The sequence below is a fragment of the Pedobacter psychrodurus genome (assembly GCF_032678585.1).
GTDB classification, from domain to species: domain Bacteria; phylum Bacteroidota; class Bacteroidia; order Sphingobacteriales; family Sphingobacteriaceae; genus Pedobacter; species Pedobacter psychrodurus_A.
The window spans coordinates 31,709-56,485 of the sequence record NZ_JAVTSN010000045.1 but is presented as its reverse complement, the minus strand read 5'-3'; the positions used below and the strand labels follow the sequence as shown (position 1 = coordinate 56,485).

The 24,777-nt window shown below is 38.4% G+C and carries 14 protein-coding genes; all 14 read left to right on the top strand.

The genetic code is table 11. The annotated features are described in order from the left end of the window. Positions 1-197: 197 nt before the first annotated feature. The gene (locus tag R2S57_RS24130; protein WP_316847484.1) at positions 198-1,202 is read left to right on the top strand and encodes a LacI family DNA-binding transcriptional regulator; all 1,005 of its coding nucleotides are present in this window, start codon (positions 198-200) and stop codon (positions 1,200-1,202) included. 222 nt (positions 1,203-1,424) lie between these two features. Next, positions 1,425-3,869 carry a glutaminase domain-containing protein gene (locus R2S57_RS24125; protein WP_316847483.1) on the top strand — a complete coding sequence of 815 codons (2,445 nt, stop codon included), beginning with the start codon at positions 1,425-1,427 and terminating at the stop codon, positions 3,867-3,869. A gap of 43 nt (positions 3,870-3,912) precedes the next feature. Continuing rightward, entirely contained in the window at positions 3,913-6,093 is a 2,181-nt protein-coding gene (locus R2S57_RS24120; RefSeq protein WP_316847482.1) for a hypothetical protein, read from the top strand. Between the two features lie 20 nt (positions 6,094-6,113). Further along, positions 6,114-8,381, top strand: a complete 2,268-nt coding sequence (locus tag R2S57_RS24115) for a GH92 family glycosyl hydrolase (RefSeq protein ID WP_316847481.1) — start codon at positions 6,114-6,116, stop codon at positions 8,379-8,381. A 72-nt stretch (positions 8,382-8,453) separates the two neighbouring features. After that, positions 8,454-9,329 (top strand): ROK family protein, encoded by an 876-nt coding sequence (locus R2S57_RS24110; protein WP_316847480.1) that lies wholly within the window; start codon positions 8,454-8,456, stop codon positions 9,327-9,329. Between the two features lie 986 nt (positions 9,330-10,315). Next, on the top strand, positions 10,316-10,873 hold the full coding sequence (locus R2S57_RS24105) for a discoidin domain-containing protein (protein WP_316847479.1): 558 nt from the start codon (positions 10,316-10,318) through the stop codon (positions 10,871-10,873). A 143-nt stretch (positions 10,874-11,016) separates the two neighbouring features. Beyond that, positions 11,017-14,067: a TonB-dependent receptor gene (locus R2S57_RS24100; protein ID WP_316847478.1), complete on the top strand. Its 3,051-nt coding sequence runs from the start codon at positions 11,017-11,019 to the stop codon at positions 14,065-14,067. Between the two features lie 46 nt (positions 14,068-14,113). Next, complete coding sequence (locus R2S57_RS24095) at positions 14,114-15,934, top strand: RagB/SusD family nutrient uptake outer membrane protein (protein ID WP_316847477.1); 1,821 nt, start codon at positions 14,114-14,116, stop codon at positions 15,932-15,934. Between the two features lie 83 nt (positions 15,935-16,017). After that, positions 16,018-16,986 carry a hypothetical protein gene (locus tag R2S57_RS24090; RefSeq protein WP_316847476.1) on the top strand — a complete coding sequence of 323 codons (969 nt, stop codon included), beginning with the start codon at positions 16,018-16,020 and terminating at the stop codon, positions 16,984-16,986. Between the two features lie 69 nt (positions 16,987-17,055). Beyond that, on the top strand, positions 17,056-18,036 hold the full coding sequence (locus tag R2S57_RS24085; protein WP_316847475.1) for a basic secretory protein-like protein: 981 nt from the start codon (positions 17,056-17,058) through the stop codon (positions 18,034-18,036). A 221-nt stretch (positions 18,037-18,257) separates the two neighbouring features. Beyond that, the gene (locus R2S57_RS24080) at positions 18,258-18,929 is read left to right on the top strand and encodes a basic secretory protein-like protein (RefSeq protein WP_316847474.1); all 672 of its coding nucleotides are present in this window, start codon (positions 18,258-18,260) and stop codon (positions 18,927-18,929) included. Between the two features lie 40 nt (positions 18,930-18,969). Then, positions 18,970-21,258, top strand: a complete 2,289-nt coding sequence (locus R2S57_RS24075; protein WP_316847473.1) for a GH92 family glycosyl hydrolase — start codon at positions 18,970-18,972, stop codon at positions 21,256-21,258. Between the two features lie 92 nt (positions 21,259-21,350). Continuing rightward, positions 21,351-22,760 (top strand): DUF1080 domain-containing protein, encoded by a 1,410-nt coding sequence (locus R2S57_RS24070; protein ID WP_316847472.1) that lies wholly within the window; start codon positions 21,351-21,353, stop codon positions 22,758-22,760. Positions 22,761-22,771: 11 nt separating this feature from the next. Continuing rightward, positions 22,772-24,742: a hypothetical protein gene (locus R2S57_RS24065; RefSeq protein WP_316847471.1), complete on the top strand. Its 1,971-nt coding sequence runs from the start codon at positions 22,772-22,774 to the stop codon at positions 24,740-24,742. The last annotated feature ends 35 nt before the right edge of the window (positions 24,743-24,777 follow it).

Below are 24,777 nucleotides of genomic sequence, written 5' to 3'. Positions count from 1 at the left end.
ATTTTGATACAAAAGGCGCTTTAATAGCGCCTTTTGTTGTTTTAAGCACTCACTATTCTATTATCACAACCTTTAGCATGTGTTTCTAAAACGATTAACATAAAAAATGTTAAATTGCGTTTTTATAATGAGCAAAATTTAAAAGCTACAGTTTTTATTTAGCTTTGAATTGATTAACTTAAAATACTTCCAACCAAATGAAATCGCTTTCCATCAAAGATATAGCTGTAAAAGCAAACGTATCCATTACAACAGTTTCCTTCATTATTAACGGTAAAGCAAAGGAGAAATCGATAAGTGAAGCAGTAATCGAGAAAGTAGAAAAAATTATCGAAGAAAGCGGTTATAAGCCTAATCAGATAGCACGAAGTTTACGAACAGGTAATTCCAATATCATTGGTTTAATCATTGAGGATATCTCCAACTCTTTTTTTTCGAGAATAGCGAGGTTAATCGAAGATAAGGCTTACAAAAAAGGATATAAAATTATTTATTCCAGCACCGAAAATAGCGTAGATAAAGCGAAAGAATTAATCAATATGTTTAAATCGCGTAAGGTTGATGCTTACATTATTTCGCCGATTAAGGGAATAGAAGAAGATATCAAGATGCTTTTAGATGATGGTAACCCGGTTATTTTCTTTGACAGGAATTTGCCCGATATCAATACCAGTTACGTTGGGGCCGATCATTTTAATGCTTCCTACCAATCTATACAAAGTTTCATCGGCCAGGGCAAAAAAAATATCGCATTGGTTACCACCGATATTAATGTAGAACAGATTGTAGAACGTTATGATGGTTATAAAAAAGCACTGGAAGATAACGGGATCAAATACGACGAAAATCTGGTTTTAAAGATCCATTTTAACCAGAAAGAAAGTGAAACCATTGATCAGATTGAAACACTTCTACAAACTAAAAAAATCGATGCCGTTTTATTTGCAACAAACTATTTGGCGATAAGTGGTTTAAAAGTATTAAAAAAGATCAATAAGAAAATAGGAGATGATTTCGCCATTATCGCTTATGATGACCACGAAGCTTTCGAACTGCATACACCGGGTATTTCGACAGTTCAACAGCCATTGGAAGAAATTGCGGAAAATGTAATCAAAATCATTCTTAAACAATTGTCATCTAAAGCAAATCCCGAAAATCAACAGGTCATTATTCCTGCGAAACTCATCATTAGAGATTAATTATATTGTAACTTAAATGTTACAATAGGCTATTTTAATATGATTTTAATTTCTCTAATATTGGATTAGTAAAACGTTTTACTTTAATGCGGCTTTAGCGAACAAAAAACCACTTTAAACTAGAATTATCTTCTCCATTTACATTCGATTTTGAGAATGAAATATTTGGTGGATAAATCAAGTAAAACGATTTATTCAGTACAAAGAACCAAATATTAATTTATGAGAAACCTTTCCTTACTTGCACTATGTCTTTTTTTTAATTTAACAATTAAAGCACAAGACAAAGCACCAGCTTATCCATTAATTACACACGATGCTTATTTTAGTATTTGGTCTTTCGGAGATGGCCTTAATCAATCGGTTACCAAACACTGGACAGGGAAAGAACAGTCATTATTAGGCGTAATAAAAGTAGATGATCAATTTTATCGCTTTTTAGGTGAGGAAACCAAGACTTATAAAACCATACTTCCAGCTGCCGATGATTTAAAATATCAGGCAAATTATACTTTCGACAAGCCCGAAAAAGATTGGGAAAGCAGTAATTATAACGATGCATCGTGGAAAAAAGGTGATGCTCCATTTGGTGATGACCGTGCCGACAAAACAAAATGGAATTCTGATGACCTCTATTTTAGAAGAACTTTTGATGTGGCAGATGTATCAGCAACTAAAAAATATCTTAAACTCAATCACGACGACAATGTTCTGGTTTATTTAAACGGGAAATTGATTTACCGGAAAAATGGCTGGGTTTCTGATTATAGCTATTTACCCATCGAAGATGGCATATTGCAAAAAGGTAAAAATGTATTGGCCATCCATTGCAAAAATACGGCTGGGGGCAGACATTTGGATGCCGGAATTGTTGAAGAAGATGCACAGAATGTAAAAATAGCTTCTGCCACCCAAACCAATGTAAACATCGAAGCTACCACTACAAAATATACTTTTACAGCAGGGAATGTAGAATTGCAGGTAAGCTTTACTTCGCCTTTGTTGCTTAATGATATTAAATTAACTGCCAGACCGATCAGTTATATCAACTATGCAGTAAAATCAACTGATGGCAAATCGCATAAAGTTGACGTGTTCTTTGGGGCCTCATCAAATATTGCCGTAAATACGCCAAATCAATCGGTTTCTGCTTGGAAAACTTCAAAAAATAACCTTTCTATCCTAAAAACGGGTACTGTAGAGCAATCTATATTAAAAAAACGCGGTGATGATGTACGCATCGATTGGGGTTATTTATATGTGGCCGTTCCTGCTCAATTTAAAGCAACACAGTTTATAAGTTCACAGCATGAGAGTCTGAAAAGTTTTATGACGGCAAAATACCCTACCGAGGCACAGGTTTCAAACTCAAAAAGCTTAAATCTGAGTAGCGTGATCCCTTTTGGTTCGGTTTCTTCTGCTGCAGTTGAGAAATATATCATGATCGGTTACGACGATTTAAAATCGGTAGAATATTTTGGCGAAAAATTATCACCGGTTTGGAGACAATCTGGTTCGCAGCAATTCGAAGATCAATTGGCCGAAGCAAACACGCAATATCCTTCTTTAAAAAGTAAATGTGCAACTTTTGATGCTAAACTCTATAGTGATGCAGAAAAAGCAGGTGGCAAAGAATATGCAGCGATGTGTAAACTGGCCTACAGGCAGGCAATTGCCGCACATAAAATCGTATATGCACCTAATGGAGATATTCTGTTCTTATCCAAAGAAAACTTTAGTAACGGATCAATCAATACGGTTGATGTAACATACCCTTCAGCACCACAATTTTTAGTGTACAACCCAGAGTTACTCAAAGGAATGCTGAATGGTATTTTCTATTATTCGGAAAGCGGAAAATGGAAAAAACCTTTTGCTGCACATGATTTAGGAACCTATCCTTTGGCGAACGGACAAACCTATGGCGAGGATATGCCTGTAGAAGAAGCGGGTAACATGATCATCTTAACCGCTGCCATTACCAAAGCAGAAGGCAATGCAAAATATGCCGAAAAACATTGGGAAGTGATGTCTGTTTGGGCAAATTACCTGTTAAGAGAAGGTTTCGATCCAGCCAATCAATTGTGTACGGATGATTTTGCAGGTCATTTAGCACGTAATGCAAATTTATCGGTAAAAGCAATTGTAGCCTTGGGTGGTTATGCGCAAATGGCTCAGCTATTGGGTAAAACCGACCTGGCCACAAAATACAGAACCGCTGCTTTACAGATGGCGCAGAACTGGATGAAACTTGCCGATGACGGCGACCACTACGCATTAACTTTTAACGATAAAAATACCTGGAGCCAGAAATATAATCTGGTTTGGGATAAACTTTTAAAACTTGATCTTTTCCCCAAAGAGGTATACAAAAAAGAGATCGATTTCTATTTAACTAAACAAAAGGATTTCGGTTTACCATTAGATAGCCGTAAAACTTATACTAAATCAGATTGGATTATGTGGACTGCCACTTTAGCTGATAATGAAGCTGATTTTCAAAAGTTTATCCAACCGATTTATCGTTACGCTACTGAAACGGAAAGCAAGGTTCCTATAAGTGATTGGCACGAAACTACCAATGGTAAAATGGTAGGTTTCCAGGCCCGAAGTGTTGTTGGCGGTTACTTTATCAAAATGCTGGCCTATAAATGGAATATTAAATAATTCCTTTAAAGTAGAATCCTAAAGCATAAATAAGCCAGAATATATGATCTCCCTTAAATCCTGTACATTAATTTCGTTATCAATTGTTGCTTTTTCTTTGCACAACGATGTTTTTGCACAGGTAAAACCTAAAGAAAAAACTTCTTTTCAGGTTTCAGCACCCTGGAGTGCTGATTATGATGTAAGATCAGATATTGCAATGGTGTATGGCATAAACGATGGCAAGGTGAGTTTCGAAGAACGTGTGAAAGGCTATCGGGATAAAGGCTACGAAGTTCAGTTTATGACCGGTATTGCCTGGGGGCAGTACAAAGATTATTTCCTGGGGGAGTGGGACGGAAAAAACCATTTAGATGAAGGCCAGGTGATGCAAAATGGCGAAACCATCTGGCATGGTAATAATGTTCCTTATACTGTTCCATCGGCAAGTTACCTGGCTTATATGAAAACCCATGTAAAGCGGGCAATTGATGCAGGAGTAAGCGCAATTTACCTGGAAGAACCTGAATTTTGGGCAAGAGCTGGTTACAGTGAAGCTTTCAAAAAGGAATGGCAAAAATTTTATGGTTCTCCCTGGATGCCGCAACACGAATCGCCGGAAGCAACCTATCTGTCTTCAAAGTTAAAATATCAGCTTTATTTTAATGCCTTAAAAGAGGTTTTTAGCTATGTTAAAAGTTATAGCTTAAGTAAGGGCAAACGCGTTAAATGTTATGTGCCTACCCATTCGTTGCTCAATTATTCTTCCTGGCATATTGTGAGTCCGGAGGCCAGTTTGGCCAATCTTGATGGCATGGATGGATATATCGCTCAGGTATGGACAGGTACCTCGCGCGAACCGGTTTTCTACAATGGAAAAAGTAAAGAGCGGGTATTCGAAAATGCTTTTCTCGAATATGGATCGATGGTTTCGATGACAGCCCCAACGGGAAGAAAAATATTCTTTCTAACCGATCCGATAGAAGATAGGGCTAGATCATGGGATGATTATAAGGTAAACTATCAGGCCACATTTACTGCAGAGCTATTGTACCCTATGGTTGATAATTATGAGGTAATGCCCTGGCCAAACCGAATATATAAAGGCAAGTTTGTGGTAGAGGGGATGAAAGAAAAACAGCCGATTTCGCCCGATTATGCTACACAAATGCAGGTAATGGTGAATTCGCTTAACCAGATGCCACTGTCTAAAAATAAATTGAACGGTAGTCAGGGGATTGGGGTTTTGTTATCAAACTCTTTAATGTTCCAGAATTTTCCAACACATCAGGGCTACAGCGATCCTTATCTTTCCAATACCTATGGTTTAGCCATTCCATTATTGAAACATGGTATTCCGGTAGAAACCGTGCACATCGAAAATCTAGCCAATAAGAATACCTTGAAAGACATCAAGGTTTTAATCATGAGTTATTCGAACATGAAACCTTTATTGCCGGAATATCATGAGCTGCTCACAAAATGGGTTAAAAGCGGGGGAGTGCTTTTATATTTCGGAAGAGATAATGATCCCTTTCAGAACATTAAAGAGTGGTGGAATACAAAGGGAAATACATTTAAGGCTCCATCTGAACATCTTTTTGGCCTGTTGGGCATAAACCCAACAACGGCCGATTCGGCCTATAATGTGGGTAGCGGTAGAGTTTATATGGTGAGAAAGGATCCGAAAGAATTGATTATGAAAGCCAATGGCGATGCAGATTTTATCTCAACGCTTAAAACGGCTTACGAAGCCGATGCAAAAGCTGGGGAGCTGATTATCAAAAACAATTTTGTGTTAAACCGCGGAGCCTTCGTTATTGCCGCGGTGGTTGATGAAAGTCCGAGCAAAGAACCACTAACGCTCTTCGGAAGTTATATCGATCTTTTCAATCCCGAATTACCAATTTTAAATCAGAAAATAATTGAGCCAAAAACACAGGCTTATCTTTTCGATCTCAATAAAGTTGAGAATAAAAATAAACCACAGGTTTTAGCCGCAGCATCAAGAGTAACGAACGAGCTTATTGATAAAAATAGTTACAGCTTTATTGCCAGAAGCCCGGCCAATACCTATAACATCATGCGGATCTTATTGCCCGCAAAACCAGTAACAATTACTGCAAAAACCAGTGGTAAGGATTTATTGCTCACCAAAAATGAGTGGGATAATCGAACAAGAACATTGCTTTTGGGATTCGAAAATTATAGTGAAGGTGTAGCCGTAAACATCAGCTTAAAATAATAAACACACACAAACACAAAATGAAACTTAAATTAATCACATCAATTTTATTTTGCATTGCCGCCAAAGGGTTATTGGCGCAGCAGAAGGATTGGGTCCACTATGTTAACACCCTACAGGGAACCAATTCCAAACATGAACTTACAAGGGGGAATACTTACCCAACAATCGCATTGCCTTTCGGTATGCACACCTGGACACCTCAAACAGGTAGAAATGGTGATGGTTGGAAATATCAATATTTTAAAGATAAAATCAGAGGCTTTCAGCAGGCACATCAATGCAGTTCGTGGACAAGAGATTACGCGGTATTTTCTTTAATGCCTATGGTCGATGAACTGATTGTAGATGAAAATCAGCGTGAAGCAAAATTTAGCCATAAAGATGAGATTGCCAAGCCAAACTATTACAAAGTAACCTTCGAAAACGAAATTACCACAGAAATTTCGCCATCAGAACGCGGTGCTCACCTACGTTTCAGTTATCCAAAAGGTAAAAGAAGCTTTTTGGTTTTAGATGGCTATACCAGATTAAGCGGTATTCAGATCTTTCCTAAAGAAAACAAAATAACTGGCTGGGTAAACAATGGAGAAGGCTTTAAAAGAGGTTGGAAAAGTTATTTCGTAGTCCGGTTCGATCAACCGATCAAAGCTTACGGCACCTGGGAGAACAAACGCAATACGGTAAATAAAGATTCGATAGCCGCCGAAGGATTGGGAAAAGGTGCGTTTGTACAGTTCGAATCAGGATCGAAAGTCCAGGTTAAAACGGCTTCCTCTTACATCAGTTTAAAACAGGCCGAATTGAATTTAAACAGTGAATTGGGCAATGATAAAACATTAGAAGATACAAAAGCCAATGCCGCTGCGGTATGGAATAAATCGTTGGGTAAGGTAGAAGTGGAAGGTGATTCTAAAGCCGATATGGAAACTTTCTATTCGTGCTTTTTCAGGGCAAGTTTGTTCTCCAGAAAGTTTTACGAAATTAACGAAGCTGGAAAACCCTACTATTTTAGTCCTTATGATGGTAAGGTACATGATGGATACATGTTTACCGATACTGGTTTTTGGGATACTTTCCGCGCGCAGTTTCCATTAAATACATTGGTACAGCCCGAAATGCACGGCCGTTATATGCAGGCTATGCTCGATGCTTACGAACAATGTGGCTGGTTGCCTTCCTGGTCATTCCCGAGCGAAGCCGGAAGTATGATTGGTAACCATGCCATTTCATTATTGGCAGATGCCTGGGCAAAAGGAATCAAAACCTTCGATCCAAAAAAAGCCCTGGATGCGTATTACCATGAAGCAATGAACAAAGGACCATGGGGCCCGGCAAATGGTAGAGATGGGGTAACTGAGTATAACCAACTGGGCTATGTTCCATATCCAAAATATAGAGAAGCTACGGCTAAAACTTTAGAATATGCCTACGATGATTATTGCGCTTACCAATTGGCCAAAATGATCGGTGATAAACATTATATGGAGGTTTTCGAAAAACCGATGTACAATTATAAAAATGTTTACGATCCCGGAACGCGGTTTATGAGGGGTAAAAATGCGGAAGGCAAATGGTCGCCAAATTTCGACCCAACCGAGTGGGGCGGACCGTTTACCGAAGGTAATGCCTGGCACTGGCAATGGTCGGTTTTTCAGGATACCAAAGGCCTGATTAACCTGATGGGCGGAAATAACAATTTTATTGCCAAGCTTGATTCTGTTTTTACCGAGCCCAATAAAGTGAATGTAGGTTCGTATGGTGGGATGATCCACGAAATGACCGAAATGGTAATGGCCAATATGGGACAATATGCACACGGAAACCAACCCATACAGCACATGGTATATTTGTATAATTATGCCAACCAGCCATGGAAAGCGCAGTTTCATGCCCGTGAGGTGATGCATAAGTTATATGATGCCACTGAAAATGGTTATCCAGGTGATGAAGATCAGGGACAAACTTCTTCCTGGTATGTATTGAGTGCACTGGGCTTTTACAGCGTTACACCAGGTACCGGAGAGTATGTTATAGGTAGCCCGATGTTTAAAAAAACCACTATTAATTTAGAAAACGGTAAAAAATTCGTGATTGAGGCACCAGCAAATGATCAGAACCACGTTTATATTAAATCGGCTACGTTAAACGGTAAAAATTTCACTAAAAACTTTATAAACCATAGTGATTTGCTAAATGGTGGTGTATTAAAATTGGAGATGAATGTTAAACCTTCGTTAAATAGGGGAGTGTTAGCGGATGATAAACCATTTTCGCTCAGTAAATAGATATTGAATCGCTACTTTTGGCGAATTAATTCAAATGAACAAAGAAATAGATAACAGAAATATAGATATAGAATGGAAAAGCCTGTTGCATTAGGTGTAGATATTGGCGGCTCGCACATTACAGCCGCATTGGTGGATTTAGAAACAAGAACTTTGGTGAAGGATTCTATCAAGCGTAGCCCTGTGAACTCACAGGAGAATAAAGAAGTGATTTTATCAGCCTGGTGCGATATTATCAATAAAGCTTTTCAAAACATTAAAAATGGTTCGAGAAATGTTGGCATTGCCATGCCAGGCCCTTTTAATTATGATGCCGGAATTTCTTTGATTAAAGACCAGGATAAGTTTAAATCACTATATCAGGTGAATGTTAAAGAGGAGTTATCTAAACGTTTGGATATCCCTACGGAGAATATTCATTTTATAAATGATGCCGCTGGGTTTTTACAGGGAGAAGTTTTTGCGGGGGCTGCAAAAGGAAACACAAATGTATTGGGTTTAACTTTAGGAACAGGGCTTGGTTCTTCCCTTTGCTTAAATTATAAAGCTTTTGATGCTGACCTCTGGAACTCAGAATTTTTAGATGGAATTGCAGAAGATTACTTATCTACGCGCTGGTTCGTAAAACGTTTTAAGCAATTGAGCGGTAACGAAGTAGCTGGGGTTAAAGAACTGGTCGAAATTGTAGAAAGCAATCATTTTGCCACCATGGTTTTTATGGAGTTCGGCTATAACCTGGCCCAATTTCTAATCCCGATTATTAAAAAACATAAAATTGATACCGTGATTGTTGGGGGCAATATTGCACAATCGTTCAGTGCATTCGCTCCCGAACTCATTGCAACGCTTAAAGGCAATGGAATTGATACTGATATTAAAATTTCAGAATTAAAAGAACACGCTGCATTAATTGGTGCAGCCAGCTGCTGCGATTTAAGCTTAATCTAGCTATTTTCACAGTTGTTTAACAGTGTCTTATCATTTTCATTTAATAACTTAACTACAGAATTAAAATTTTTGCATTCTAATTCTGTAGTTAATTGTGTTTTTTTCTCCTTTTTTAAGGGATACTGTATTTTAATGGAATATTTTTATTCCTCTTTCTTTTGGTTGCCTCATTAAACAGACTTTTTAGGGATTTCTTGAATAAAAAAAATAAATAATTTTTGATTTATTAATAATATGCTTATTATTGTTTAATAAAACGTTTTAGTCTTCAGTTAATTAGACATTTTAGTTTAGTGTACTACAGGAGAAGTGTTGATCACCAGATCAGGGCTTTTTTTTAAAAAATAAAACTAAAACGTTTTAGTCTTGCTTAGAACTAACTATCTATTCATAAACAAATAAAATAAGAATCTCAATGAAGTAAAATTTACGTTTTAACAAATCCTCTTCCGTTTTAGACGGAAACTAAACCAAACTAAAACAACAATTTATGTACCTAAAAACTACTAAGCATACTTTAGCTAGTCTATTTTTATTCAAAATATCTTTTTTAAGAGATACTAAAGAGGCTAGTGTTGTTGTATCGCCCTGTCCAAAATAACATGGATATATTCAGTCTCCGATTTCAATTACAAAAACTATAGCGGATAAAAGCAGCAGCAGAAGAATTTTACAAATATGGATAGCAATCAGGAAACATTTCCTGGTACATATATTTTTCAGCTTCTTATGTCTGTTCTTTTAGTGTAGCAATTCCGATAGGCTTCGGCATCATAGATGGAGTTATTTTTTAAAAGAAATAATATTTATCGGATAAGTATTATGGTGTTTAACATATGTTAAAATACCATAATTTCATGATCAGGAATCAATCTCTTTAATGATTTACTAAAACGTTTTAGTGTATTATGATGAATGAGATCTGACCGCATAACAGTTAAACACTACTAACAATAATTATATGATTTAAATTTTAACTAAACTTTATGAATGTTTTAAAACTAACTAAACAAGTTTTTATCCTTTTTTTGTTTTCTGCTGTGTTAACCACTGGTTGTAAAAAAGATGCAAGGGTATACGACCTTTTACCTCCGGACCCTGAAATAGAGACGGATGTAACCTATCTGGGAACAATATCGGTTAACATTGAAAACTCTGGTGGTAAAAATGCTGCTGAAGGATCCACTAAGCTGGTGGATGGAGATCTTGGATCTAAATTTCTAATTAATCCTTACTCGAACACGCTTTATATGCAATTAACTTTCTCGAAAGCGCAAAGGATAGCTGCATACAAACTAACTTCTGGTAATGACGCATCGGGACGTGATCCGAAAAACTGGAAAGTCCAAGCATCAAATGATGGAACAACGTGGGTGGACCTTGACACCAGAACAGGTGAAGCATTTGCATCCCGAGGTTTAACCAAACGCTACGATTTTACCAATACTAAAGATTATAAAATTTATAGGCTTAGCGTTACAGCTAATAACGGCGACTCCTTATTTCAACTCGGTGAGTGGTCGGTAATCAGAGTACCATTGTAGATCCATTAAACTATACGTCAATTTACCCACTATCACCTTATTTAACGGAACAAGGTGCATTAATAACCCAAACTATGTTAAGAAATAAACCAATTAATATATCCGCCTTTTCAGGCATAAAGCTTTTTTGTTTAGGCTTGCTAATGGCATTAGGCATATATGCTAAAGCTCAGGAAGCAAGTATTCAGATCACCGGAACAATCAAAGATGAACTAAACATAACCGTTCCAGGTGTAAGTGTTACCAACTTAAGATCAAAAAAAGCAGTTGTTACTTCTCCTAGCGGGAAATTTGCCATAGAAGCAAGCCGTGGAGATACCATTGTTGCCCGTTTTGTGGGGTACAAAGATTATGTTACGGTAATTAAAACCATTATCGATTTAAACATTACCCTGCAGGCAGCCGAAAATAGTTTAAATGAGGTTGCCATTGTAGGTTACGGCCAGCAGAAAAAAATTAGTGTGGTAGGTGCCCAGTCTACCGTTAAAATGGAGGATTTAAAACTTCCCGTAGCTAATTTAAGTGCTTCTTTAGCCGGTCGGATAAGCGGTTTGGTAGGTGTTCAGCGCTCAGGCTTGCCTGGTGCAGATGGTGCCGACCTTTGGATTCGGGGTATATCCACTTTTAATGGCTCAGGCAATAACGCCGGTCCACTGGTTGTTGTTGATGGAGTTCAGGGCAGGGATATCAATAGTTTCGATCCTGAAGATATTTCTTCATTTACCATTTTAAAAGATGCGGCAGCAACTGCAGTATATGGTGTTGCAGGAGCAAATGGTGTAATCGTTATTCAAACTAAAAAAGGAATACCTGGAAAGCCGAATTTGATGTTTAACTATAACCAGGGGATTACTTCTTTTACCAAACGCCCTGAATTGGCAGATGGTGTAATGTACATGCTCTTGAGGAATGAAGCCAGATTAGCCAGTGGATTAGATAAAGATTATACCAATAACTATATCAATTCTACCATTTTAGGTGAAGATCCTAATTTGTATCCAAATGTAAACTGGATGGATGCGTTGTTTGCCAATACTGCAAGTAACAGAAGGGCTAATTTTAGTGCACGCGGTGGCTCCGAAAATGCTACATATTACATCTCAGGTGCATATTATGACGAGGAAAGTTTGTTGAGAACCGATGCTTTACAAAGCTACGATGCCAGTACAAAGTTTAAGCGATACAATTTCACGTCTAATGTATCGATGAACTGGACCACAACCACCAAATTCGAATTGGGAATTCAAGGTTATATTTCTAATACGAATTATCCAGGTGTAAGCCCGAATGATGCTTTTTCTAACGTGATGCAAACCAATCCGGTACTATATCCAACCATGTACCCTGGTAATTTTGTTCCTTCTGTAAACTCGCAGGGCGCACAGCCAAACCCATATGCACAGGTTACACAAACGGGTTACCAGAATATTTTTGGTAATCAGGTGATGTCTAACGCAAGAATCAATCAGGATTTGAAGTTTTTTTTACCGGGTTTATCAGCAAACGTATTGTACTCCTTTGACGTTTTTAATACCAACACGATCAAACGTACAAGGAATAGAAGTGGTTATCTGATTAACCGTGGAACACCTTATAATGATGACGGAACCATCAACCTGAACCTGATTTCTGAAGGATCGGATAATTTAAATTATGATAAATCCAATGATGGTAACAGGCAGTTTTATTTTGAAGGGTCGCTTAATTATGATCGTGATATAAGTGAAAAAAGCCATTTAACAGCCTTATTACTTTATAATCAAAGAGAACAGATCTACCCATTTGCAGATAACTTAACCAACTCATTACCTTATCGCAACCAGGGTATAGCAGGTAGGGCAACCTATTCATATGCAGATAAGTATTTCGGAGAGGTGAATTTTGGTTACAACGGATCAGAAAATTTTGCTCCCGGAAAGAAATATGGATTTTTTCCTTCCTTTGGTGTGGGATGGGTTGTATCGAATGAGCAATTTTTTGAGCCTGTTAAAGATGTTATCAACTTCTTCAAATTGCGCTATTCAAACGGATTAGTAGGCGATGGCGGTAACGCCGGCAGACGTTTTGGTTATTTAACCCTGGTTAACACGAGCGGCGACAATAGCTATACTTTCGGAAATGGTTCGAACAACCAGGGTTACGACGGTACATTTATCAGCAGCTATGGTACAGATGTTCAGTGGGCCGAATCGCATAAACAAGATTTGGGAATAGAATTCCAGGCTTTCAAATCCAAATTGAATTTAACTGTTGACTTATTCAACGAGAAAAGATCAGGGGTATTCTTGCAAAGAGAATCATTACCATCTATTGTTGGTTTAAGCAGCAACCCTTACGGTAACTTAGGTATAATAGAAAATAAAGGTATTGATGCTACTTTAGAGTTTAATCCAACGCGTTTGTCAGATAATATTTCATTGTCAATGCGTGGAACTTTTACCTACAATAGAGACAAAGTTCTCGAAAATGATCAGCCAACCCAGCCTTATGCTTATATGGAGCGCAGGGGTGTTAATTACTTGTCGAGATTTGGATATATTGCAGATGGTCTTTTTGCAAATCAAGATGAAATCAATAATAGCCCAAGTCAGGCTGCACTTGGTTCAGTACGCCCTGGTGATATTAAATACCGCGATTTGAATGGCGATAATAAAATTGATGCAAATGATGTAACGCGTATCGGTAATGGCGATGTACCTACCACAACTTATGGTTTTGGTTTCAATTTAACTTATAAAAACTTCTACATCGGTGCCTTTTTTCAAGGTGTTTCGGGAGCAGACAGGTTGCTAAATGGTGATGGAATTATTCCTTTTAACAATAGCACAGGTGCTGAGCGCAGTAACTTATTTGCAATTGCTGAAGATCGCTGGACAGTTGATAACCCAAATCCTGATGCTTTCTATCCTCGTTTAGCATACGGAAATACGGCAAATAAAAACAATTCTGTTGCATCTACTTTTTGGGTTAAGGATATTAGTTTCATCCGCTTAAAAACGGTAGATCTTGGTTATAATCTTCCTAAAGGAACACTTAAAAGTATAGGAATGAAAAATGCCCGGATTTACCTGCAAGGGGTAAACCTTTGGTACTGGAGTCCTTTTAAATTGTGGGATCCTGAACTAAATACTTCTAATGGTACTGCTTACCCGAACATAAGAACTGCAACCATAGGTTTACAGGCGAATTTCTAAGCAAAAACTAATGATAAAAAACAAGGAAATAAATAGAAATCCAATAATGAAAAAAACTATATATATCATGATGAGCTTGTTGTTATTAACAATGGGTTCATGTAAAAAATATTTGGATCAGGTTCCTGATGATGTGATCACTGTTGATGATATTTTTAAATCGAGAGCAAATACAGAACGCTTTTTAGCTAATATTTATCACTCACTGCCAAATGAGCTTGCTCAAAGGTATACAAGTACGGATAATTCCGGTACCTGGACAGCCTCGTCTGACGAAGCCAAATACAACTGGGATTTTAATTACAGTAACAATATGAATAAGAGTACATGGAGCAATACAGATGGGGCTGTAGCTGATCTATGGAATGGCTATTATGTGGCCATCCGGAATGCTACCTATTTCATCAAGAATATTGATTCGGCTAATCCGGTAGAAGTTCCGGCCGCTGTAAGATCTACTTACAAAGCTGAAGCAAAAGCACTTCGGGCATTATACTATTTCTATCTAATTAGAATGTACGGACCAGTGCCGATTCTGGGAGATGACCTTCTTGATATTAATGCGCCAATAGCTGATCTTCGCTTACCTAGAACACCAGTTGATCAGGGAATCGATTTCGTGGTAAGTGAATTGGATGCCGCTTATGCTGATTTGCCGTATACGCCAAATCTTGATCAGTATGGAAGAATTACCAAGGGTGTTTGTAAAGCTTACAAGGTAGAAGCTTTGATGTTAAAAGCTAGTCCCCTTTTTAATGGCAATATAAGTTATGCCGGTTTAACAAATGCTGATGGGACTAAATTATTCAGTCAAACCAACGATGTAGCGAAATGGGCTACAGCAGCTGCGGCAGCAAAAGCATTTATTGATGAATTTGTACCTACTTACTATGCTTTATATAAGGAAACTGATGCCGATCCATTTATTGCTGCTTACAAATCATGTAAAAATGTAATGCTTCAAGACTGGAACAAAGAATGGATTTTTGCCCGTTCTAACAGTGGCAATTATCTTCAGTACGACCGTACTCCAAAACACATTGGTGCTGCATCATCAGCGAGCGGTATACAAGGAGGCGGGGCTATTGGTGCTACTCAAAAAATTGTAGATGCTTATTTTATGGCAAATGGTCGTTCTATTGATGATGCTCAAAGCGGATATAACGCATCAGGATTTTCTAGTTTCAAAGCGCCTTTTGATATCGCAGAAAGAAGTACCTATAATCAGTGGACAAATAGAGAGCCTCGCTTTTATGTTGGCATTACCTATACCAACAGTTATTGGTTAAATCAGGTTTCGGGATCGGCTGCTTTAATAACAGATTTCACTTTAAACGGAAATTCAGGAAGATCTCAAAGTACTTCAGATGTATCTCCAACAGGTTATGGTATTCGTAAAAATGTTGCTGCTAATGGCAACGGAAGAGGGGCATTAATGCTTCGTTTGGCAAACATCTATTTGGATTATGCTGAAGCATTAAACGAATCTCAGCCAGGAAATGTGGCTATCCTAACCTATCTTAACCTAATCCGTGAGCGTGCTGGTGTACCTCAGTATGGTGCTGGTGCTAATGCTTTGCCTGTTCCTGCATCACAATTAGAAATGCAGACTGCAATACGTAAAGAACGCCAGATAGAATTGGCTTTTGAAAATGTGCGTTATTTCGATACGCGTCGTTGGAAAATTGCCGAAACTACTGATGCTGGTGCCGTTTACGGTTTGGATATGACTAAATCTGGTACAGAATTTTATAACAAAACACTTATTGAAACACGTGTTTTTAATAAGGTACGTGATTATCTTTATCCGATTCCTAACGCTGAAGTACTTAAAAACAACAACATGGTTCAGAACCTTGGTTGGTAATTTATTAACCACTCTCCTGTCGATTACCTTTGCGCATGTTTTTTTTAAAACATGCGCAATTGTTTTAAACTTATATACTTCCTATGAACAGAATTTTTAAGCTAAGTTTTTTAGGGCTTTTAAGCGGAGTTGTACTCTGTTGCGCCAAAAAAACGGAAACAGTTGATACTGGTAAAATTACCAAAAGCGATCCTGAACCGGTTAATGCCCCTCCATTACAATGGAAAGAGCACTGGTTCGAACACATACAAAATTTAAACCGCGTATATTATGACACGAGTGTTGTTGTTTATTATGATGATGCGGTAATTAACACAATAAACTGGCCCAAAACATATATGGCCAAAGCCTGGAATTATACCAAGAAAACTTACGGTAAATTTGGTTCCGATTCCCGTCTTTATGTCATTTATCATTCGTGTAAATATGGAGGTGGCCATCCCTCAACCTATATGGATGCAAGTCATGATTACAGAAATGTTACAGATTGCGGTTCTAATGATGCAAACGCATGGGTGTCAGGTACAGGAAACGATATCGACCTCTCTACACATGAAATCGGTCATATCGTAGAGGGTGCTGCAAAAGGTGTGCACAACTCTCCGGCATTTGGTATCTGGCACGACAGTAAGTGGATGGAAATATATCAGTATGATGTATATCTTGGCTTGGGCCGTAATGATGATGCTACTCGTTGGTACGATAAAATGATGGCTACTACAGATAATTTTCCAAAGGCAAATACCCAATGGTTTAAAAACTGGTTTTATCCAATCTATAATAACTATGGTAAAACTAAGGCCTTAAATGGTTTTTTTACTTTGTTGTCAAAAAACTTCCCTCAAAAAACATGGAGCAACGGTGTTACTTATTATCCCGAATATACCAGAGGAATGAATTTTGGAGAATTTATTCATTTTTGGAGTGGTGCCGCTGGTGCAAATCTAGAATCACTTGCATTAAGTGCCTTCGGTAGTAAGGATGAACAAGGTAACGATTGGGCTCCTCAGCTGATACAGGCAAAAAAGGATTTTCCAAATATTACCTACTAAATATTAATTTTACAGAAAGATTCAGATCACATGCTGGATCTTTATTTTTTTAATTACACACAAAAAAACATGATTAAGAAGTTTTTAATAATCGCGACCGTCACACTTTTAGGTTTGCATGCCTCTGCCCAAAACAGGGAGAGAGAATACAAAATTACCATCAACGATAAAGACAGCGCAACAAATGCCATTGTAGATGCTAAACTAAGAGCCGCTTTTTTTGAGGTTTATCCTGGGTTTGCCCAGGCTGATGGATACCGTACAAAAAGAAATGTGATATTGGATTTTGTAACGGATGAAACACCAACAATCAAAGCTAAAGCTGGAGAAATACAGGTAAACCGTGAATGGGTTAAAAATAAATCGCAAAAGAAAATCCAAAAAGAATTATTCAATGCACTTTCGAAAAACTGGGTTTCTTACAGCAAGGAAAAACACAAAGGTTATGAGCTTACCTTTATCAGCAAAGACCCGAATTTAGATCCAGCTGTAAGAAAAAATCTGATTGCCACTTATTTCGAAATTTACCCAACACTGGTAAAAACATTTAATGATAAATCAACACACGATGTATTGTTTGTGGTTGATACCGCTTATAAAGCAGTAGCCGAAGCCAGTGGAAACAGAATTCTTTTTAGTGCCGGTTATATGAAAGCACATCCAACTGATATTGATGTGGTGACGCACGAAACCATGCACATTGTTCAGGGTTATGGCTACAGCGCTGGTCCGGTGTGGCTAACCGAAGGTATTGCCGATTATGTTCGGTATAAATATGGGGTAGACAATGTGGGCTCGAAATGGAGCTTGCCTGCCTATAATGAAAAACAGAGTTATACCAATAGCTACAGGATTACGGCCCGCTTTTTTGCCTGGTTAGAGCAGAATGTAAAACCTGGTTTAATCGCTGCATTAGATCAACAACTAAGGGCACACGAGTATACCGAACAATCGTGGACTGCCTTAACCGGAAAAACATTAGATCAGCTTTGGGCCGATTATGGTAAGGAACCGTTAAAAGTAACCTTAAAATACAGCAGTAAAAAATAACTTCAGGAAATCAAGTTTAGGAGCTATTTTACAGAGAAGTCAAGTTTGCTTGGGCATATGCCTGTAAAACTTGACTTCTCTTTAGCATAACATATCCACGCATGTTTGTAAAAATAATCATCACTAAAGTAAAATTTTTGGGCATTTACTAAAACGTTTTACATATTATATTTATTTTGCACAACTAAACACGCTAACCAAAATAATAATAACACAGATAAATGAAAAAAATATCTATTCTTTCGATTTTTGTAATGCTTGTTTCCGCATTTTCATTGCAGTTAAAAGCACAGGAAATTACCAAAAAGAACGGTTACACCTTATCGTTCGAAAGTAATTTCAAGGAACTGGATCCACAATTGAAAAAACGTTTGATTAAAACTTTTTTCGAGGTTTATCCAAAACTGGCAAAAGAATACAATCCATCTACCATTAAAGTGGTCAAATTTTTTGTTGATACTGCTTATAATGGCGTTGCTGCAACTGCTGATGGAAAAGTAACTTTCAGTTCGATGTGGATGATTAAACATCCTGAAGATATTGATGTAGTTACCCACGAAGTAATGCACATTGTGCAGGATTATGGTCGGAGCGTTGGTCCGGGCTGGTTAACAGAAGGTATTGCAGATTATGCCCGCTATAAATTTGGCGTAGACAATGAAGGTGCTAAATGGTCGCTACCAGCACTAAAACCAGATCACAGTTATCAAAACAGCTATCGCATTACGGCTGCATTTTTTGCCTGGATGGAAAAAAATGTAAAACCGGGTACCATTAAAGCCGTTGATGCTTCTTTAAGAGACCATACCTACACCAAAAATATCTGGGAAAAATTAACGGGTAAAGATTTGGATGCACTTTGGGCAGATTACGTAAAAAATTCGCAAGTTTAGAAAACAATTACAAGCACATAAAAAAACACAAACACAACAAATGAAAAAACTATTCATCGCTTTATTGAGTGTTGCGGCGTCAACCAGCTTCGCGCAAACAATAGGCAAAATCACAGATCCTGTAGATTGGATAAACCCTTTAATGGGAACAGCCTCCAAACCAGATCTGTCAAATGGAAATACCTACCCGGCAATCGGATTGCCTTGGGGAATGAACATGTGGTCGCCACAAACCGGTAAAAACGGCGATGGATGGGCTTATGTTTACGATGCAGATAAAATCCGTGGTTTTAAACAAACTCACCAGCCATCACCATGGATGAACGATTACGGCGCTTTTTCTATTATGCCCGTTACCGGCAAATTAAAATTTACAGATGAAGACCGCGCAAGCTGGTTCAGCCATAAAGCAGAAGTTTCTAAACCTTATTATTATAGCGTTTATCTGGCAGATGCGAATGTAACTACCGAAATTACCCCAACAGAAAGAGCAGCTCAATTCAGGTTTACCTTCCCTAAAACAGATAGTTCTTATGTAGTGGTAGATGCTCAAAATAGAGGATCTTATATTAAAATCATTCCGGCAGAAAGAAAAATTATCGGTTATACAACCAAATATGCCCGTGGTCCGCTACCTAAAAACTTTAGAAACTATTTTGTAATCTATTTCAATAAGGATTTTAAACTAGCAAAAACCTGGGACGATAAAAAACTTAATGATAAAGATTTAGAATTAACGGTAGATCATGCTGGTGCAGTGATTGGTTTCGCTACACAAAAAGGCGAGCAAGTTATTGCAAAAGTGGCTTCTTCGTTTATCAGTTTTGAGCAGGCAGATTTAAATCTAAAAAGAGAGTTGGCAAACGATGGTTTCGATGCAACAAAAGCAAAAGGCAGAGCAACCTGGAACAAAACATTAAGTAAAATTGCGGTAGAAGGTGGTACCATCGATCAAACCCGTACTTTTTACTCTGCAATGTACCGCACTTTGTTCTTCCCAAACAAATTATATGAAATTGATGCACAAAACCAGATTGTTCACTGGAGCCCATATAACGGACAGGTGCTACCTGGTTATATGTTTGCCGGCACAGGTTTCTGGGATACTTTCAGGGCATTATATCCTTTCTTAAACCTGGTTTACCCATCGATCAACAAGGAAATGCAACAAGGCCTGATCAACGATTACAAAGAAGGTGGCTGGTTGCCTGAGTGGAGCAGCCCGGGTTATGCCAACATTATGGTGGGTAACAACTCTGCTTCAGTAGTTTCTGATGCCTATATTAAAGGTATGCGTGGTTACGACATCGAAACATTATGGCAAGCGGTAAAACATGGCGCTAACAACGAAGGCCCGATGGAAGCCGTTGGCCGCGATGGTGTTAAATATTACAACGATTTGGGTTATGTACCTTTTGATGTGAAAAAGAACGAAAATGCCGCTAAAACCTTAGAGTATTCTTATGATGACTTCACCATTTATCAATTGGGAAGAGCTTTAGGTAAACCGGCATCGGAAATCGATATTTACAAGAAAAGAGCCATGAACTACAAAAATCTTTTCGATCCGGCTTCTGGTTTAATGCGTGGTAAAAATCAGGATGGAACTTTCCAAAGCCCATTCAGTCCTTTTAAATGGGGCGGTGCATTTACCGAAGGTAACAGCTGGCACTATACCTGGTCGGTTTTCCAGGATGTTGATGGTTTAGCCAAATTAATGGGCGGCCATAGTAAATTTGTAACCAAATTGGATTCGGTTTTCTCTATGCCGCCAGTATTCGATGAGAGTGCTTATGGTGGTGTAATTCACGAAATCCGCGAAATGCAGATTGCAAATATGGGTCAATATGCACACGGTAATCAACCTATCCAACACATGATTTATTTGTACAACTATGGTGGTGCTCCCTATAAAACGCAATATTGGGTGAGAGAAACCATGAACAGAATGTACAAAGCCACGCCAGATGGTTATTGTGGTGATGAAGATAACGGTCAAACTTCTGCCTGGTATGTTTTCTCGGCAATGGGCTTCTATCCGGTAACACCAGCTGTAGATCAGTATGTTTTGGGTGCACCTTTGTTTAAAAAGGTAACCGTTACTTTAGAAAATGGTAAAACAGTGGTGATCAATGCAGCTGCGAATAGCGATAGTAACCGTTATGTACAATCGTTGCAAATGAATGGTAAACCATACTCTAAAAACTGGATCAGCCACAGCGGTTTGCAAAAAGGTGCGGTGTTAAACTTTAACATGACAGCAACCCCAAACAAAACCAGAGGTTCAAATCCAGCTGATTTCCCTTATTCATTATCAACAGAAAAATAGAAAAACAATATTCATCGGATGAAGTAATTTATCCGATGGATTTTTAAATGAATATTAGTCTTTAAGCAGACTAAAACTAACAAACCAAATATATGAACATCAACGTCTCGAAGACGGGTTTTACAGCCATAGTCTGGCTTTGCGGAACCCTGCTGGCATTTGGCCAGCGTATTGATCTCAAAGATCTTTCTGCCTTCAAAAATCCTTCAAATTCATGGTCATTGGCACAAAATGTGGTGGCCGATTTAAACTCCGAAAATGCTTTAAAAGTAAGCAAAGGTGAAGGAATATTAGTGAACCAATCTACAGCAAAAAAAGCGGGCGCCGATTTATACACGGCAAACGAATATGGCGACGTATCCGTTGAATTAGATTATTTAACTGCAAAAGGTTCAAATTCTGGTATTTATCTACAAGGTAATTACGAAATCCAGATTGATGATGCCTGGGGAATCAAAAATCCGAGTTCATCAAACAATGGTGGTATTTACCAACGTTGGGATGATAGTAAACCAGAGGCTGAAAAAGGATTTGGAGGTGTTGCTCCGCGCCAAAATGCAAGTAAAGCGCCAGGTTTATGGCAACACATTAAAATTATATTCCAGGCGCCAAAATTTGATGCCTCCGGAACGAAAACTCAAAATGCGAAAATTATCAGTATAGAATTAAATGGTGTATTGATACACGAGAATGTTGAACTTTTTGGTGTTACAAGAGGAGCTGCCGGAGCTGAAAAAGCAAAGGGGCCATTACGTTTACAGGGCGATCATGGTTCGGTAGCTTTTAGAAATATCGAAATTAAAGAGCTATCAGAAATTCCTAAGCCAAACCAGAACGGTGATGCAGATCCGATTTATATTGAAGCAGCCAGCAATAATATGATCAGGAGTTTTGTTGATGTGGCACCAAGGGTTCGTTCGGTACACGCCATTTCGGTAGGTGGACCAGAAAAAGTAGCATACAGCTACGATTTAGACAATGGAACCCTATTACAAGGTTGGCATGGCGATTTTATCGATGCAACACCAATGTGGGATGGCCGTGGAAACGGTACTTCACGTGCATTGGGTAGTGTTACCCGTTTCACCCAAAAACCAATCTTGGCCATTGCAAAGTTAGCAAACGATCAGGCTAAATGGGTTTCTGATACTGCTGGTACTGGTTTCAGAACCAAAGGTTATGTAATGGACAAACAAGACCGTCCGGAATTTAAGTACATTATCAATGGAACAAATGTTACGGATGCCGTTAAAATCATGGAAAATGGACAAGGTTTAACAAGAGAGATTGCTGTTGATAAAGCATCAAAAGATTTGTATTTCCTTTTGGCAACCGCTTCTAATATCGAAGAAGTGAGCAAAGGTTTATACCTGATTGATGATAAAGCTTACTACATCCAACTGGCTGATGGATCTGCGAAACCAGTGATCAGGGATGCTGATGGTAAGAAAGAAATTATCGTAGCTATTGGAAGTAAGTTAAATTATACCATTTTGTTTTAATTGGAATGACAATGAGAAATACATTTAAAAAATTAGCAATACTGGCATTAAGTTTTAGCTTTACTACAGTTTTTGCACAGGAAACACCGAAAGAAGAAGATTTTTTCAGAATAAATAAAGTACGCGTACCCGAAGGACCGATTTTAGAAGTTGGTGGTTTAATTACTTTGCCAAACGGCGATTTAGGCGTTTCTACCCGTAGGGGAGAAGTTTTTATTGTAGAAAACCCAACCAGTGCCAAGCCTTACTGGCGCCGGTTTGCCTATGGTTTGCATGAAATTTTGGGCATCGCCTATAAAAATGGAGCAATATATGTTGCGCAACGCGGCGAACTAACCAAATTGGTTGATAAAGACCAGGATGGCAAAGCCGATGTATACGAAACTGTTTATGCATGGCCTTTAAGCGGTCACTACCACGAATACAGTTTCGGTCCGAAATTAATGCCAGATGGTAGCTTTATGGTTACCGCAAACGTGGCCTTTGGCGATGAAGAATGGTGGCGCGCCGAAAGCCGTGTACCAATGCGTGGTTGGGCAATGAATATTACCGAAGACGGTAAAATGAGTCCTTATGCTGCGGGTTTCCGCTCGCCAGCTGGAATTGGAAGCATTGATGGCAAGTTTTATTATACCGAAAACCAAGGCGACTGGGTAGGTTCTGGTGGTTTATGGAAAGTAAACAAAGGTGACTTTATGGGACACCCGGCAAGTTTAAGATGGACTAATCTACCTAACTCTCCAGTTAAATTACAGTCAGATTTCTTCTATTCGAAAATGGATGAGCGCCGTATTAAAAATGAGCAAGGAAGATACATCAAACCAGAAAACAGGGTGAACGAAACATTCAAAACTTTATTCGAGATGAAAAAAGTGTTTCCTGAACTGCGTTTACCATCGGTTTGGTTGCCTTATGGAATTTTGGGTATCTCTTCTGCTGAGCCTGTTAAAATTCCTGCCAATACATTTGGTCCTTTTGCAGGTCAGATTTTGGTTGGCGATCAGGGAATGAGTATCATTTCGAGGATTTTTATGGAAACTGTAAAAGGTGAAGAACAAGGTGCTGCTTTCCTTTTCCGTAAAGGCTTCCGTTCTGGAGTATTAAGACTGGAGTGGGGCACTGACGGATCATTGTTTGTTGGAGAAACCAATCGTGGTTGGGGTTCTGCAGGTGATGCAAACGAAGGTTTGGAAAGATTGGTATACAACAATAAAACACCTTTCGAAATGAAAGCCGTAAGGGCAATGCCTGATGGTTTTGAAGTAGAGTTTACTATGCCTGTCGACCGTAAATCGGCCGAAGATTTAGCTTCGTACAATGTAGAGAGCTTTATTTATAAATATCATCCAGTTTATGGTTCGCCACCTGTAAATACCGAGAAATTGAAAATCTCTGGTGTTAAAGTTTCGGCAGATGGATTAAAAGCAAGAATTATCGTATCGAACCTCCGTCAATACTATATTCATACCTTAACATTAGATGGTCTGAGATCTCAGGATGGTTTTTACTCATTGGTTCATCCGGTGGCATATTATACGCTGAATCAGATTCCTGATGGAAATAAACTTTCTATGAGTGAAGTGAGCACGAAAAACTCTGCAGCTCCAGCAAACGTTCCTGCTAAAAAAACAACAGCCCCAAAAGCAACTACTGGCAAAGCACCAGAAGCCAAAGGAACAGCAGCAACAGTGGCTAAGCCTGCTTCAACTGCAACAGCAAAAGCACCTACTTTTAAAGAAGTAGAGGGTTTGCTTACCAAAAATACCTGTTTGGCCTGCCACAATCAGACTAAAAGACAAATCGGTCCGCCTTTCGCTGAAATTGCAAAACGTAAATATTCACCAGAAAAAATATTTCAGCTGATCCATAACCCACAACCTCAAAACTGGCCGGGTTACTCAACAGAAATGCCTCCAATGCCTCAGGTAACCAAAGCAGAAGCTTTAAAAATTGCAGGCTGGATAAATTCTTTAAGTAAATAATTTAAGATAGTTGTTACGGAACGGTTGGTAGAAAT